Below are 14,499 nucleotides of genomic sequence, written 5' to 3'. Positions count from 1 at the left end.
GGCCGATGCATGGAAAAAGTCGGCATTACAGAACAGTCTCTTCTCGCGCCACATAACTTCTTCGCAACGCACAGAAACCGGGTAAAGCACTTCGTCGCCCACGTCTTTTGCCAGTTTTTCAGACCAGCCTTTGATGATCTCGTTACGCGGATCGGATTCTGAGTAAATCGCGTGACCAAAGCCCATGATTTTTTCTTTGCGCGCCAGTTTACCCATCATTTCTTCTTCAGCGTGATCGGCCGAGGTAAAGCCTTCAATCATTTCCATCGCCGCTTCGTTCGCACCGCCATGCAGTGGGCCGCGCAGAGAGCCAATCGCACCTGTGATACACGAGTGCATATCAGAAAGCGTTGAAGCACATACGCGTGCTGTGAACGTTGAGGCATTAAATTCGTGCTCTGCATACAGAATTAACGATACGTGCATAACCTGCTCGTGCAATTCGTTAGGCTTTTCGCCGTGCAATAAGTGCAGGAAGTGTGCGCCAATAGAGTCATCGTCGGTTTCAACGTCTACTTTCACGCCGTCGTGAGTAAAGCGGTACCAGTAGCAAATAATACTTGGGAAACAAGCCAGCATGCGGTCGGTAACGGCGTCCTGCTCGCTGAAGTCGTTCTCCATTTCCAGGTTGCCCAGCATCGAACAACCGGTGCGCAGTACGTCCATTGGGTGAGCATTAGCCGGAATGCGTTCCAGTACGTCTTTCAGAGCCTGGGGTAAGCCACGCATGCCTTTCAGCTTGGCTTTGTATGCGTCGAGTTCCTGTTGGTTAGGCAGCTTGCCTTTTAAAATGAGGTAGGCAACTTCTTCGAACTGGCAATTGTTGGCGAGATCCTTTACGTCGTAACCACGGTAAGTCAGGCCTGAGCCCGAAACACCTACCGTTGAAAGGGCGGTTTTACCGGCAACCTGTCCACGCAAACCTGCGCCACTTAGAGCTTTAGCCATTGTTTATCTCCTCGTTAATTTTTTTGTAGGGTACAGTTGTATCAGCCAGCACTAAGGTCATTCTTAGCCTTAATTGGGCAATGCTGGCTGTGGTAATTACTTGTTCTTGCCTTCAGCAAACAGTGCGTCGAGTTTTTGCTCGTAATCGTGGTAGCCCAGATAATCATAAAGCTCCATGCGCGTTTGCATCATGTCGACAACCGCTTTTTGGTCGCCGTTGTTAAGAATAGACTGATACACCATTTCCGCTGCTTTGTTCATGGCGCGGAACGCACTCAGCGGATACAGCACCATAGCGGCACCCCATTCACCCAGTTGCTCTTTGTTCCACAGCTCGGTTTGACCGAATTCAGTGATGTTGGCCAGAATGGGTACGTCCAGTGCGTCTGCAAATGCGCGGTAGTGCTCTTCGGTTTTCACCGCTTCGGCGAAAATGCCGTCTGCACCTGCTGCGACATAGGCTTTGGCGCGTTCAATGGCCTTTTCCAGACCTTCCTGAGCAAATGCATCGGTGCGGGCCATAATGAAGAAATCAGGATCGGTGCGCGCGTCAACCGCGGCCTTGATGCGATCAACCATCTCTTCGGTAGACACGATTTCTTTGTTAGGGCGGTGACCACAACGCTTCTGGGCAACCTGGTCTTCCATGTGTACTGCTGCAGCACCGGCCTTTTCCATGTCTTTAATGGTTTTGGCAATGTTAAATGCGCCACCCCAGCCGGTATCGATGTCCACTAACAGTGGCAAATCACACGCAGAGGTAATGCGCTGAACGTCGGCAATTACGTCGTTCAATGATGTCATGCCCAAATCAGGTAAACCGTAAGAGGCGTTGGCAACACCGCCGCCAGACAGGTAGATGGCCTGATGACCAATGCGTTTTGCCATCATGGCACTGTAGGCGTTGATGGTACCTACGATTTGCAAAGGCTTGTTATCTGCCAGAGCTTGTCGGAATTTTTTGCCTGCGCTCATTAAGAGTTCTCCTGTCTTTAGGATTGAAGCAACTTGCGTTCAATGTTGTTTTTTGAATACAAAATGTGGCGGCGCATGAGTATTTCAGCCAGCTCTTCATCGCGGTTGGCAATGGCCTGTACCACATGTTTGTGTTCGTCGAAAGCGGTGGTAACCCTTGGTCCCGCCATGCCCAGTTGTACCCGGTACATGCGTATCAGGTGGTAAATACCGTTGATCAGTACTTCAATAAGGTGCTGATTTTTACTGCCAAGAATAATGCGATAGTGGAAATCCAAATCGCCGGCTTCCTGGTAATAGCTGTTGCCGTCTTTTACGGTCTGAAAATGGTTGTCTAACAATGAGGTGAGGTCAGCGATTTCATCGTCTGACATATTTTTTGCGGCAAGTCTGGCGGCCATGCCTTCCAGCGCTTCGCGCACCTGATAGAGTTGAATCAGGCCCGCTGGCGTTAACGACACCACGCGCGCGCCCACATTCGCACGACGCTCAACCAGATGACAGGCTTCCAGGCGGTTAATGGCCTCCCGGATCACCGCGCGGCTAACCTGGTACTTTGTCGACAGTTCGGTTTCACTTAACTTGCTACCAGATGAAATGACACCTTCCACAATATCGCTGCGAAGCTGGAAGAATGTCTTGTCGGCACTGGTTACTGCTTGTTCTGTAATCACCGCTATACTCACACGAATTCACTGTTATTCAGAGGAATGTCGACAATATAGTGTTCGTTAGGGGTTTAGTCAACCCGCTAATCGATGGATTGTCGACAAAGCAGACATTGCTACTCGCCCTCAAGTTGTTTGCATAAAACCGAAAACAAGCTGGAAAGCAAGCGTTTAGCGCGCTGAGTGAGTATAACGAACCGAATCAGACTTAACCGGTGATACCACCAAAGTATTAGGTGTCTTGTGTTTCTTGTTATGAGGGTTGGGATGCGTTGTTGTTTAGAAAGGAATTCAAAAACAAATAAGCCTGCAGGGCGCAGGCTCTTTGAGAACAGAGGCGTAGAAACTATCGGCAACTCACTGATAAATCTCGAATGCTCTAATAACCCTGGCTACACCGTCTACGTGGCGGGCGATTTCCACCGCGGCAGTGGCTTCCTGATTGGTGACCAAACCCATTAAAAATACTTCCGAGTCTTCAACGATAATACTCACCTGCGAGGTGGGCACCTGATCTGATGCCAGAATTTTTGTGCGAATCTTGGTGGCCAGCCAGCGGTCGTATATCACTGTTGATGGCGCAATAGGCTTACCCACGCGAATTTGATTGTGGATTTTCTGAATGTAGCCGATGCTTTTAATCAGTGCTTCTGCCTGTGCAATCGCTTCCTGACTGGGCGCCTGACCCGTTAACAGGGCAACGCGATTGTATACCGTAACTTCCACATTGCCATTTTCCCGCAAATTGTCGTTATCGCCAATGAGTCGCGATGCTTTGCTCTCGGCGTTCATATCGTCCAATTGGGTACCAGCAGTACGCCGGTCAACCGACACTGATACTGCCGTTGCACTCACTGCACCGACAGCTACAACGGCGCAGCCGTTCAACTGGCCAAGCAGTAACACTGAACCAAACGCTAACAGTAAGCGTTTGGCTTGTCGCCAATTACATATCGTCGAAATCATGGGCCGGGAATAAACTGTTATCAATACACTCGCATAAACAGTGAATCGCAAGAAGGTGCACTTCCTGTATGCGCGCGGTTCGGTTAGAGGGGACGCGAATTTCCACGTCGTGTTCACTTAAAAAGCCTGCCATTTCACCGCCATCTTTGCCGGTTAGCGCCACAATAGTCATATCGCGGGATAACGCAGCTTCCATGGCGTTAATCACATTTCGGCTGTTACCACTGGTAGAAATAGCCAGCAGGATGTCACCGGGTTGTCCTAACGCTCTTACTTGCTTAGAGAAAATCTCATCGTAGCTGTAATCGTTCGAAATAGAGGTGATAGTAGAGGTGTCGGTAGACAGTGCGATAGCCGGTAAGCTTGGGCGATCACGTTCAAACCGATTGAGCATTTCAGATGAAAAATGCTGGGCATCACCTGCTGAGCCACCGTTTCCACAACTGAGGATTTTGTGGCCGTGGATCAGGGCATCTACCATCATATTGGCAGCTTTTTCAATGGCAGCCGGTAACATTTCAGATGCTGCAATTTTGGTTTGGATACTTTCTGTAAAATTAGCTTTTATATTTTCAATCATTGATTTGCAAAGGTTCAAGTGAAATACAACAGGCACATTAATGCATCAGACACCAATGTTCTTTATCCAGTTCACTTCTTTATTGTCGATTACAAGAGCGTCCAGACGCATAGGCGCCATGGCCGGATTTACACCATTATCACTTAAATAACGTTGAAAGGCAGCACCCATTCTGCGGATTTTTGCTGCGCTGATAGTCTCTGCGGCGCTGCCGTAATGGCTTTTGCGGCGAAATTTTACTTCTACGCATACCCAGGTCTGGTTGTCTCGCATGATGAGATCTAACTCTCCGCCGCGGTAACAAACGTTTTGTGCAACCAGTGTGAGCCCTTGCTGCTGAAGGTATTTACAGGCCTGTGATTCCTGAGCAAATCCAATCAGCCGGGCTGTTTTCATTGGGTACCAACCAGTTGAATGGCTTCCTGGTTAACCACGGCTTCAGGCAGTTTTCGCACCACTTCACGTTGACCATTTATTTTAAGTGTGCCGGTAAGGCCCTGGTATTCCAGTTGTGGTAGCCACACCATTTGACCCAACAATGGAATGATATTGTAAGCATCCACACCAAAGGCAAACAGGCGTTGTAAGCTGGTTGGGCGCTGTGGCCAAAGCTCCTTGGTAAGCGCCTCGAGTTGTTTGTTGGGGTTGGTTGGCAACACCCATGGCATATCTAAGAAATGCAGGTTTTGTAAGTCGCGCCACTGATTGCGTGATTTGCTGTAATCCACCGATCGCGAGGTGGCAAAAACGGGCACAGATTCACCATTAAATGGGCTTATGCTGGCTTCGATAACCGGGTTCAGTAGTTCGGTTTGCTCTGGCGAGGCGAAAACCACGATAGCATCAATGTCTAACCGGTTTCTGGGCAAATTGTACAGTTCATCGTCTACAAAGCCCTGAATTTCTTTGATGCGTTCTTTGCTTTGGGCTACATCCAGTGCTTCCTGAATACCGTCGCGCAGGCCCGCGTTGTCGGTGTAGGTTACCAGCGTAGGTGCACTGTGCTGATGACTGGCCAACCCAGCCGTGAGCTTTGCCCATTGATCAATGAAGGCTTCCTGCATTCGTTGATGCAGGGATTGTTCAGAGGCAACCAGAATAGGAGCCGATTTGCCTTTCTCGAAAACCTCGTTGGCCAGCTGACGAGCCTCATCTTCCGGTGCCAGTGCATAAAAAATTTGCACCCCAAATGATGAAGGCAGCAGTTCTTCCGATGCCTGCGCCAAAGGCGAAAGGGGAGCGTCAGGGCGATTCAGTGCCAGCATTTTTACTTTAGGCGAGAGCAGCGGCAGCAGCGCATCCACGTTTTCTTTTAATAGCGGCCCAATTACCCAGTCTGCTTCGGCGGCAATCGCTGCCAGTTGTTCTGGGGTTGTACTATTGGTATCTACAAACTGTAACAGGGGAATTTGATTTGCGCGCTGTGCACTCTGATCGTTAAAGTAGGCGGCCAGAATGCCTTCCTTTATGGCCATGCCGGTTGCTTGCAAGCGTCCACTCAATGGCAAAAATACGGCTACGTTGTCGCGCCTTACCGGCTCAAGGTCGGTTACTTTGGTTAACGATTCTGGCCAGTAAGTCACTAATGGATGGCCACGGTAGACTTGTCTGAAATTGATGAGTTGCTGAATCAGATTGGCTTGATCAAAGCCATGTTCCCGTACCAGTTGTTTAAGTGACACAAACGGCGTTACGGCCTTTAATCTGGCAACACTGGCTTCGTCTTTTACAGAGGCTCGGTTTACCCAGTTCCAGGCATGGTTAACAATGTCAGGGGTGATGTCGGTGCTTTGCAATAAGGCGTCAGTTGCCTGTAACCACTGGCCCAGCCGCGCATACTGATTGGCTTTTATGGCAAATTGTTGCTGCCGTAAGTGCGCATCGGATAACGATCCAGACAATAACGCCAGAATTTGCTCGCTACTTACTTTGGGGTCGTCAGCGTACTGATGCGCTAATAACAGGTTGTAACGAGCCTGCAGATTGGCTGGCAGCGATGTGTTGCGCAGTGAGTAGACGATTTGTTGGGCTTTTAGGGATTCACCAGCCGTTTGCCACAACTCTGCCGCCTGAATAAGATAATCCTGAGCCTGGGTGTTGGCGCTATCTGTTTGCCAGTGTTGTTCGGCCAGAATAATTAAGGCTTCCGGACTTAATTGTTCTGATACGTCCTCACTCGCTGGCGTTTCTACCGGCGCTACGCGCGAGGGGAGCGTACGAGTAACCGGGGTTGACCCGCAACCACTCAGAATAAGTAGTGTGCTGGTTACAAACAGTATCGAAGTGCTCAATCGAACCATAATCATCCTGCAAATGTTCAATGAAGAATCTGCCCGGCGGCGCGCGGCGGATTGCAATACTGCCAGTGTAACTGACTCGCCGATAAAATCTAAGCACTATTGGCAAATACGGACTTAGGATCAGGGTAATTTACAGCGTAATTCATGGCTCAATTCACGGTTCAATTCAGGCTAAAACTCAGTAGTAGGTTTTAACCTGCCGCGCATCAGGGTATATTACGCGCAATTTACCGCGCGGATTACACCCATGAGTTCAGCCCCTCTTTACATTGTGCCTACCCCCATTGGCAATCTTCAGGACATCACCCAGCGTGCCATCGACGTGTTATCGTCGGTTGCCTGGATTGCTGCCGAAGATACCCGGCACAGCGCAAAGTTGTTGCAGCACTTCAGTATTCAGGCCAAAACCCTGTCATTGCACGACCACAATGAAGACAGTCGCAGCCAGATGTTGTGTCAAAAGTTGCTTAACGGCGAAACGGTGGCGTTGATCAGTGACGCAGGTACACCGCTAATCAGCGATCCCGGGTATAAGCTGGTGAGTCGCTGCAGAGAGCAGGGTATTGATGTGATTGCGCTGCCTGGTCCTTGTGCGGCAATTACTGCCCTTAGCGCTTCGGGGCTGGCCACCGATAAATTTATTTTTGAAGGTTTTTTACCTGCTAAAACCGTGGCACGCCAAACGGCGCTGGAAGCACTGACTTCCCGCTCTCATACCACGGTGTTTTACGAAGCACCTCGCCGGGTACTGGATACCCTTAAAGACGTGCAGGCCGTTTTGGGCGATGCGCGCCATATCGTACTGGCAAAAGAACTCACCAAAACATTCGAACGTTATATCAGTGGCAATGCGCAAACGGTTATCGACTGGCTGGAGGCGGATGCCGTGCATCAAAAAGGCGAGTTTGTACTTATGATAGACGGCGTGCAAATTGATCAAAATGCTATTTCGGCTGAAGCCATGTCATTGCTAAAACGCCTGAAGGCTGACCTTCCGCTAAAAAAAGCGGCTGCTATTGTTGCAGATCATTATCAGCTAAAGAAAAACGCTTTGTACCAGGCCGGATTGGACCTAGAATAATTTCAAACAACGCGTGTTAATTAAAACGTGAGTAACACGCGAGCCAATAATAAATCGCCCTGCAATCGTCTACTGTGCTGAACATTCAAACTAGCGTATGTGCGTTGGTTTAATTTCAGTTCAGCGTTTCTTATCAGGTCATATCGATATTCGGGTAACACCCAGGGAGAGTTTTTCATGCGCGAAAAGCAGCTATCAATTGATATTGAACGCGGAAACTGGCTGGTGGATGTAATAGATGAGCACATCGATGACGGCATTTACGAGTTGGTTTCGCCAGTAAGAAGTACCACCTTGCACCTTCACGAAGACCATATTTACGGTTTTCAGTACAGTATTGTGGGCAAAACAAACGCGCCGTTCACCATTAAGTTAAACGATGAAGTGCTGGCCGAAGGCAGAATTGGGGAGAGCGGAATCAAGCGGGGCAGAGGGATCTTGTAAAAAAATGGGCAGCCTGTTGCTGCCCATTGAAAATACTTAAGACAATTTGCCTTTAAAGTCGCTGTAGTCGAACTGACGAACCAGCTCAAAGGTGTTGTCGCTGCGCAAAATACCAATAGACGGATGTTCCACACCATTGAAGAAGGTCGTTTTCACCATGGTGTAATGCATCATGTCTTCAAATTGCAGACGGTCGCCAATGTTCAATGGTTTGTCGAAGCTATAAACGTCAATCACATCACCGGCCAGGCAGGAATTACCACCCAGTTTGTAATCAAAGGCTTTTTCTCCGGGCAATGCCGAATTTAAAATTGCCGGACGATAAGGCATTTCCAGTACGTCTGGCATGTGCGCTGTGGCAGAAATGTCCAGAATCGCAATCTTGCCTTCGTTTTCAACAATGTCTACCACTTCGGCAATCAGCGGTCCGGTTTGCCAGGCTACCGCCGAACCAGGCTCTAAAATAACGTCCAGGTTTGGGTATCGGGCCTTAAAGTCTTTCAGTGTGTTGATCAGATGGTCAACATTATAACCTGCGCGGGTCATTAAATGGCCGCCGCCCAGATTTAACCACTTGAGTTGCCCGAACCACTTACCAAAGCGCACTTCCAGTGCTTTGAGCGTGCGCTCGGTAGCAAACGAATCACACTCGCACAGGTTGTGACAGTGAAAGCCTTCAATGCCAGTGAGATCCACCCCTTCAAGCTCCACTGCGCGAATACCCAGGCGGGAGCCCGGCGCAGCAGGGTCGTACAGCGGTGTTTCTGCTTCCTGATGTTCAGGGTTTACGCGTAAGCCCTGAGACACCCCTGGCAATTGGTTTTTGTAGCGTTGCCACTGTCCTAAACTGTTAAACGAGATATGGTTAACAAGCTTGGCCAGTTCCACCATGTCCTGCGGTTTATAGGCAGGTGAAAAGGCATGTACTTCTTTGCCCATTTCACTGGCCAGTTTCGCTTCCCAAACTGAACTGGCAGTAGCACCGTGCAGATAGGGTTTAATAATGTCGAAACTGGACCACATGGAGAAGCCTTTTAGCGCCAGAATGATGCGCGCACCGGACTCATCCTGTACGCGTTTCATCAGCTCGAGGTTGCGCACCAATTTAGCTTCTTCCAGCACGTAGCAGGGCGAAGGGATCTCGGTACGCTGGGTTAAATCAGTCAAAGCTGCTCTCCCGGATTATTTGGCAAACGGGCTGGCGTCACACTCAATCACATGCCATGGCAAGCCATGCTTGTTCAATTCATCCATGAATGGATCCGGATCGAATTGCTCCATGTTCCATACGCCAGGCTTGTGCCACTTGCCCTGTAACATCATCATCGCGCCAATCATTGCCGGCACACCGGTGGTGTAAGACACTGCTTGTGCGCCTACTTCTTCATTACATACTGCGTGGTCACAGTTGTTGTAAATAAAGATAGTCTTTTCTTTGCCGTCTTTCACGCCGGTAATGTATGTACCGATACAGGTCATGCCTGTGTAGCCTTCCGCCAGAGAGCCCGGGTTAGGTAATACGGCTTTCAGGAACTCAAGCGGAACGATTTTCTGGCCCTGGAACTCTACCGGCTGAATACTGGTCATGCCAATGCCTTCCAGTACGCGAAGGTGGTTCAGGTAAGCGTCGCCAAAGGTCATCCAGAAACGCGCGCGTTTCAGGGTAGGGAAATGCTTAACAATGGATTCCAGCTCTTCGTGGAACATCAGGTATGACGCACGCACACCGATATTCTGGTAATCCAGATCTTCACGTACGCTCAGCGGATCGGTTTCTTTCCATTCGCCATCTTCCCAGAAGCGGCCGCGCTGGGTTATTTCACGAATGTTGATTTCAGGGTTGAAGTTGGTTGCAAACGCCTGGCCGTGGTCGCCGCCGTTACAATCAACGATATCCAGGTAGTGGATCTCGTCGAAGTAGTGCTTGGCAGCATAGGCGGTGTATACGTTGGTTACACCCGGATCGAAACCACTGCCCAGCAGCGCCATAATGCCTGCTTCTTTAAACTTGTCCTGGTATGCCCATTGCCAGCTGTATTCAAATTTGGCTTCGTCTTTTGGCTCGTAATTCGCGGTATCCAGATAGTCTGTTTTGGTTGCCAGACATGCGTCCATAATGGGCAGGTCCTGATACGGCAGGGCCAGGTTAACCACCAGGTCTGGTTTAACCTGATTAATTAAAGCTTCAACCGCTTTTGCATCGTCTGCATCTACAGCAAACACGCCTTTTACGCGGTCTGCACCCACTTCTTTTTGCAGCGCTTCACATTTTGAAACGGTGCGGCTGGCCAGGTAAATTTCATCGAAATACTCTGGTAATCGGGCACATTTTTTTATGGTTACTGTCGCGACGCCACCGGCACCAATAATCAAAACACGAGACATATTTTTATCCCTTCTATCTTGGAGGTAAGTTTGGGGTGAATGCTAACAGACACCCGAAAATTGGCAAGCAAAGTCGTGTGTCTGTGGTGATAAAACTAACCGCTATTTGTGACAGTTATTTTTCGATTAAAGGAGGCGCCAGAATAATGCGTTGGTTGCTCCTGTAATAGGGATATACCACCGAGCGTTCAGGTTTATTGGGTTCACACAACGTTATAACAATAGCATCTTGTGCCTGTTTGTCGTTGATTTCTATTTGTGCGGCGTAAACGAGGGTAGCATACGCGTCGCTGTCGGTTATATTATCGATGATACGCCATTGCAGATGTTCCATTAACTGCATTTCGCTCGGGTTTTCTAAACCATAGTCGTCGGAGAACAAGCATCCAATCCGGCCATTTTCATAAATAGCAGCGAAAGGGTAGAACGAATTTTCCATACCCAGCAGCACCTTACACAGCACTAACGCGCGGTCAATCAGCAGCTGACTGGGGCGGGAAAAGCCGGTATGGACATCGCTCATATTGGATTCCTGACGTGGTTAATAGGGTACTTATGTGCTTGGTTATGTAACGGAATACCTGGGTTTTCAGATCACTTTGCTGCCTTTATTCACAAGTGTTCACGCGTCCTTTCGCGCGCCTTGGAGCCCCCCCGTGTGCACGATCAGAAGGTTTGTTCCTTCGGCAAACTTATTCTGTGCAAGAAGTACTTTTAGCGCAAAAAACACCTTACCGCTGTATACGGGTTCAAGGGGAAGCTGATAGCGTTCCCAGGCGGTATTGATGAACGCGGTGAGCTCGCTTCCCGACTTAGCGTAACCACCGTGGTGGAATGCGTGTTCGATCTGCCAGTTACTACAGCAACCTTCGGGCAAAAATTGCTCAACCAGTGACTCAAGATAACCAACCCCTTTCAGAACTGCAATACCCAGAGCGTGTTGTTTTGGTGTTAATGCGGTAATTAACCCTGCCAGTGTAGCACCGCTGGCTACCGGGCTCATCACCACGTCGAACGTTTGCTGGGATTCGAGTAACGTTTGTTGCACCCCTGCTAATGCCAGTTGCTGGCTTCCGCCCTCGGGCACAATAGTGGCTAAGGGGTACAAGTTTTGTAAAGACGTTAAATAAGCAGGGTCATGGCGACGATGGTATTCCAGTTTGGTGATATACCTGATTGTTACTCCCCAGCTCGCCAAATCCTGAAGCATAGGGGTGGGATGCAGCGAATAATCGCCGCGCACCATTGCTGTAAAGGGAATATTCAGTTGTGCGCAGCAATAACCTAAAGCATGCAGGTGGTTCGAAAATCCGCCTCCAAAGCTAATAATTTCTCGTGGAAGGGTATCGGCATGCGCAAACAGCCCACTCAATTTCCGCCATTTATTACCCGACACAACAGGGTGAATGAGATCATCTCGTTTAATGTAGATATTCACTTTTTCGGCGCCCGGCCAGTCTGGCTTAAAACGCTGCACGGGCGACGGAAGCGCAATATTAAGATGTTGAGCGATAGTCATTGTGGCTTACTTCACCGCCCTTATCGACGTTTAGCGTTGTGTTTCAAACTGAGTGATCAATTTACTCTCAGCCTGGGTATAAGGTGCATAGTGTAAAATTAACTGCGTGCAAAGTGAAATCACAACCTCTCTCAGTAAATTTAAGCTTGCGGTGTATGACTGCCGAATGCTTATTAACTCTAATGTGTTGGACGCCACCAACCATGGCCAGGAGCGATAATGTGAGCGATGCGTTTATTTCGCAAGACGTACCTGATGCAAAATCAGTGGGCAGCGCACGTTTTTCTGTGTTGTTTTGGGATGTCTACGATGCAGTATTGCTGGCTCCCGATGGCAAATGGGTATCGCAACCGCCTTATGCATTGTCGTTAACTTATCTCAGAGACTTTGACGGCAAGGATATTGCGGCGCGGTCAGTGAAAGAAATGCGCAGGCAGTCTGGCGTTACCACTACTCAACTCGAAAAATGGCAAAAACTGATGGAAAGCGTGTTCCCCAATGTAAAACGCGGCGATACGCTGACCGGGGTTTATTTACCCAACGGCAGTGCCCGTTTTTTCTACAATGGTCAATTGGCTGGCGATGTGACCGATACAGGATTCGCCAAACATTTTTTTGGTATCTGGCTGGGCGAACAAACCAGCGAGCCCGAATTTCGCGATAAATTATTAGCAGGAGCAATCAGGTAATGCGTTACTTATTGGGGTTATTGTTGTGTGTTGGCATGGCGGGGTGTAGCGTTTCAATTGAGGGCGATACATACAAGCAACAAACACCTGAGTTTTCCCTGGAGCAGTTTTTTACCGGAGAGGTGAAAGCCTGGGGGATTGTGCAAAACCGCTCGGGCGAAGTGGTTCAGCGTTTTACGGTGGATATTAGCGGCACCAAAGACGGTAACGTGCTGGTGTTAGACGAGCGCTTTACGTATTCGTTGGGCGATGGGCCAGCGTCGAGAGTGTGGAGAATCACACCGCAAATCAATGGCACCTACACCGGACAGGCATCAGACATACTTGATGTAGCTACAGGTACTCCTTATGGCAACGCATTCAATTTTACGTATTCTATGGACTTGCCGGTTGATGATACTACTTACACAGTGGCATTTGACGATTGGTTCTGGGCGCTGGACAATGACACACTAATGAATCGCTCGTACATTAAAAAGTTCGGTCTGGTGATGGCGGAAGTGACCATTTTTATGCAGCGCCAATAGCCAATAGTTAATAGTCAAAAGTAAGTACCATTACATTATTCATGGAGTGAATCTGATGACGTTATTCCTGTCTTGTCTGCTGATGGTATGCATTATGCCGTTTCTCGCAAAAATACCGCTGGCGGTGGCAATGCATCGGCATGGCGGATACAACAATTCGCTGCCCCGTGAACAGCAACAACAGCTCAAAGGCTTTGGCGCGCGTGCAACTGCCGCGCATTACAATTGTTTTGAAGCCATTACTTACTTTGCACCAGCAGCGTTAGTAGTGCTGGCTACCTCGTCGGTTGGATCCTTACATGTTGCATTAGCGGCGAGTTTTGTGGTGTGTCGGTTGGTATATTTGCTTTGTTACTGGTACGCGTGGGATACCCTTCGCAGTGTAGCTTTTGTTGTAGGGCTGGCATTAAGCGTAGGGCTATTCTTTACTGCATTCTAATGCAAGCGCACGTTCAGTTACCCCGCGCTAACGCTCAAACGCACGGGGTTAATGCGAGCGCTGTTTCGAAAAGTTAAACAGGCGACAGTAGTTACTTTCAACCGTAAAACAATAGCTGTTATTCGCTGGTTTGCGTTGGCTCGGCTGGCTTCGACGGCTTGGAATCGGCGCCCGCCAACCTGTCCGGACGACGGCTAAAGCGCCGCGACTGCGGATAAGGCGTAAAGTTATGAATTTCCCCTTTTGAGGTTTCCTTCTGAACGCGTCGCCAGTATTCCGGCGTCATTAAGTCACCGTGCTTAGCCTTTAACATTTCTTTAAATGGCCGCTTGCCCACAATGAAATGTTCGAACTGCTCGGGGAAAACGTCATTGGGAGCAACCGACAAGGTATCCAGCGCATAAGGATCGTCAGACTTGGGGATGTCTCTGAAATTGCGCTCGCTCATATAACAAATTTCGTCGTAATCATAAAAAATCACCCGGCCGTGACGGGTAATGCCGAAGTTTTTGTGCAACATATCGCCGGGAAATATGTTTGCCATGGCAATTTGTTTAATACAGGTGCCAAGTTCATCAATGGCGTTTTCGAGTTTCTGCGGGTCGGTTTCCTGTTGCAGAAACAGGTTTAGCGGCGTCATTTTTCGTTCAATATACAAATGCTTGATCACCAGTTCATCGCCAGTTATTTCAACACTGGAGGCACAGGTTTCCTGTAATTCTGCTAATAAGTCCGGATGAACACGTTGCAGCGGGAAGCGAAAGTTAACGTATTCGTGAGTATCGGCCATACGGCCGACCCGGTCTGACATTTTCACCAGTTTGTAGCGGTCTATTACGTGCTCCCGGGTGATTTTCTTACTCTCGGCAAATTCGTCTTTGATGATTTTAAATACCACGCCGTAGGATGGCAGGTGGAACACCATCATCACCAAACCCCGAATGCCAGGCGCAATTTCGAAGGCGTCGTCAGACTTTT

General features: G+C 49.0%; 17 protein-coding genes. 5 read left to right on the top strand and 12 right to left on the bottom strand.

Features of this window, described 5'->3' with window-relative positions; genetic code table 11:
* The 7 genes from ACLR2L_RS13400 to ACLR2L_RS13370 all read right to left on the bottom strand — a co-directional run.
* Positions 1-948 (bottom strand): citrate/2-methylcitrate synthase (locus tag ACLR2L_RS13400; RefSeq protein WP_413368679.1); only part of this gene is annotated, 948 nt, incomplete at its 3' end.
* A 96-nt stretch (positions 949-1,044) separates the two neighbouring features.
* Positions 1,045-1,923 (bottom strand): methylisocitrate lyase, encoded by an 879-nt coding sequence (gene prpB, locus ACLR2L_RS13395; protein ID WP_140959052.1) that lies wholly within the window; start codon positions 1,921-1,923, stop codon positions 1,045-1,047.
* 17 nt (positions 1,924-1,940) lie between these two features.
* A complete protein-coding gene (locus ACLR2L_RS13390; protein WP_413368680.1) occupies positions 1,941-2,603 on the bottom strand; it encodes a GntR family transcriptional regulator in 663 nt (220 codons plus the stop codon).
* A 345-nt stretch (positions 2,604-2,948) separates the two neighbouring features.
* Positions 2,949-3,557: a BON domain-containing protein gene (locus ACLR2L_RS13385; protein WP_413368678.1), complete on the bottom strand. Its 609-nt coding sequence runs from the start codon at positions 3,555-3,557 to the stop codon at positions 2,949-2,951.
* Positions 3,538-4,137 carry a phosphoheptose isomerase gene (locus tag ACLR2L_RS13380; RefSeq protein WP_140959048.1) on the bottom strand — a complete coding sequence of 200 codons (600 nt, stop codon included), beginning with the start codon at positions 4,135-4,137 and terminating at the stop codon, positions 3,538-3,540. The genes ACLR2L_RS13385 and ACLR2L_RS13380 overlap by 20 nt, the downstream gene beginning before the upstream one ends.
* A gap of 45 nt (positions 4,138-4,182) precedes the next feature.
* Positions 4,183-4,533, bottom strand: a complete 351-nt coding sequence (locus ACLR2L_RS13375) for a YraN family protein (RefSeq protein WP_413368677.1) — start codon at positions 4,531-4,533, stop codon at positions 4,183-4,185.
* Complete coding sequence (locus ACLR2L_RS13370; protein WP_413368676.1) at positions 4,530-6,437, bottom strand: penicillin-binding protein activator; 1,908 nt, start codon at positions 6,435-6,437, stop codon at positions 4,530-4,532. Before ACLR2L_RS13370 ends, ACLR2L_RS13375 begins: the two co-directional genes overlap by 4 nt.
* A 247-nt stretch (positions 6,438-6,684) precedes the next feature.
* Between ACLR2L_RS13370 and rsmI the strand changes: the two genes are divergently transcribed.
* Together rsmI and ACLR2L_RS13360 are read left to right on the top strand one after the other, a co-directional pair.
* On the top strand, positions 6,685-7,518 hold the full coding sequence (gene rsmI / locus ACLR2L_RS13365) for a 16S rRNA (cytidine(1402)-2'-O)-methyltransferase (RefSeq protein WP_413368675.1): 834 nt from the start codon (positions 6,685-6,687) through the stop codon (positions 7,516-7,518).
* A gap of 177 nt (positions 7,519-7,695) precedes the next feature.
* Positions 7,696-7,962: a hypothetical protein gene (locus tag ACLR2L_RS13360; RefSeq protein ID WP_140959042.1), complete on the top strand. Its 267-nt coding sequence runs from the start codon at positions 7,696-7,698 to the stop codon at positions 7,960-7,962.
* Positions 7,963-7,998: 36 nt separating this feature from the next.
* On the opposite strand, the gene nspC is transcribed toward ACLR2L_RS13360, so the two are convergent.
* The 4 genes from nspC to ACLR2L_RS13340 form a co-directional block, all read right to left on the bottom strand.
* Positions 7,999-9,129, bottom strand: coding sequence for a carboxynorspermidine decarboxylase (gene nspC, locus ACLR2L_RS13355; protein WP_413368674.1), 1,131 nt, complete (start codon positions 9,127-9,129; stop codon positions 7,999-8,001).
* 15 nt (positions 9,130-9,144) lie between these two features.
* Positions 9,145-10,347, bottom strand: a complete 1,203-nt coding sequence (locus tag ACLR2L_RS13350; protein WP_413368673.1) for a saccharopine dehydrogenase family protein — start codon at positions 10,345-10,347, stop codon at positions 9,145-9,147.
* A 115-nt stretch (positions 10,348-10,462) separates the two neighbouring features.
* Positions 10,463-10,870, bottom strand: a complete 408-nt coding sequence (locus ACLR2L_RS13345) for a hypothetical protein (RefSeq protein ID WP_140959036.1) — start codon at positions 10,868-10,870, stop codon at positions 10,463-10,465.
* 99 nt (positions 10,871-10,969) lie between these two features.
* Positions 10,970-11,866, bottom strand: coding sequence for a 1-aminocyclopropane-1-carboxylate deaminase/D-cysteine desulfhydrase (locus ACLR2L_RS13340; protein WP_413368672.1), 897 nt, complete (start codon positions 11,864-11,866; stop codon positions 10,970-10,972).
* 221 nt (positions 11,867-12,087) lie between these two features.
* Between ACLR2L_RS13340 and ACLR2L_RS13335 the strand changes: the two genes are divergently transcribed.
* The 3 genes from ACLR2L_RS13335 to ACLR2L_RS13325 are packed head-to-tail and all read left to right on the top strand — an operon-like array spanning position 12,088 to position 13,521.
* The gene (locus ACLR2L_RS13335; RefSeq protein ID WP_413368671.1) at positions 12,088-12,555 is read left to right on the top strand and encodes a chalcone isomerase family protein; all 468 of its coding nucleotides are present in this window, start codon (positions 12,088-12,090) and stop codon (positions 12,553-12,555) included.
* Positions 12,555-13,082: a DUF3833 domain-containing protein gene (locus ACLR2L_RS13330; protein ID WP_413368670.1), complete on the top strand. Its 528-nt coding sequence runs from the start codon at positions 12,555-12,557 to the stop codon at positions 13,080-13,082. The genes ACLR2L_RS13335 and ACLR2L_RS13330 overlap by 1 nt, the downstream gene beginning before the upstream one ends.
* A gap of 55 nt (positions 13,083-13,137) precedes the next feature.
* Positions 13,138-13,521, top strand: coding sequence for an MAPEG family protein (locus ACLR2L_RS13325; RefSeq protein ID WP_413368669.1), 384 nt, complete (start codon positions 13,138-13,140; stop codon positions 13,519-13,521).
* 118 nt (positions 13,522-13,639) lie between these two features.
* Here the strand turns inward: ACLR2L_RS13325 and ACLR2L_RS13320 are convergent.
* A partial coding sequence (locus tag ACLR2L_RS13320) for an isocitrate dehydrogenase kinase/phosphatase-domain containing protein (protein ID WP_413368668.1) occupies positions 13,640-14,499 on the bottom strand: 860 nt, incomplete at its 5' end.

It is taken from the genome of Alteromonas sp. AMM-1 (assembly GCF_047290655.1).
Classification (GTDB): domain Bacteria; phylum Pseudomonadota; class Gammaproteobacteria; order Enterobacterales; family Alteromonadaceae; genus Alteromonas; species Alteromonas mangrovi.
The sequence above is the reverse complement of the archived record's forward strand: the minus strand, read 5'-3'. Positions and strand labels throughout refer to the sequence as shown.

Coding starts and splice junctions, on each gene's coding strand:
- prpB (WP_140959052.1), bottom strand. CDS start 1,923: ATGAGCGCAGGCAAAAAATTCCGACAAGCTCTGGCAGATAACAAGCCT.
- ACLR2L_RS13345 (WP_140959036.1), bottom strand. CDS start 10,870: ATGAGCGATGTCCATACCGGCTTTTCCCGCCCCAGTCAGCTGCTGATT.
- ACLR2L_RS13380 (WP_140959048.1), bottom strand. CDS start 4,137: ATGATTGAAAATATAAAAGCTAATTTTACAGAAAGTATCCAAACCAAA.
- ACLR2L_RS13375 (WP_413368677.1), bottom strand. CDS start 4,533: ATGAAAACAGCCCGGCTGATTGGATTTGCTCAGGAATCACAGGCCTGT.
- ACLR2L_RS13350 (WP_413368673.1), bottom strand. CDS start 10,347: ATGTCTCGTGTTTTGATTATTGGTGCCGGTGGCGTCGCGACAGTAACC.
- ACLR2L_RS13340 (WP_413368672.1), bottom strand. CDS start 11,866: ATGACTATCGCTCAACATCTTAATATTGCGCTTCCGTCGCCCGTGCAG.
- ACLR2L_RS13325 (WP_413368669.1), top strand. CDS start 13,138: ATGACGTTATTCCTGTCTTGTCTGCTGATGGTATGCATTATGCCGTTT.
- ACLR2L_RS13360 (WP_140959042.1), top strand. CDS start 7,696: ATGCGCGAAAAGCAGCTATCAATTGATATTGAACGCGGAAACTGGCTG.
- ACLR2L_RS13330 (WP_413368670.1), top strand. CDS start 12,555: ATGCGTTACTTATTGGGGTTATTGTTGTGTGTTGGCATGGCGGGGTGT.
- ACLR2L_RS13370 (WP_413368676.1), bottom strand. CDS start 6,437: ATGGTTCGATTGAGCACTTCGATACTGTTTGTAACCAGCACACTACTT.
- rsmI (WP_413368675.1), top strand. CDS start 6,685: ATGAGTTCAGCCCCTCTTTACATTGTGCCTACCCCCATTGGCAATCTT.
- ACLR2L_RS13385 (WP_413368678.1), bottom strand. CDS start 3,557: ATGATTTCGACGATATGTAATTGGCGACAAGCCAAACGCTTACTGTTA.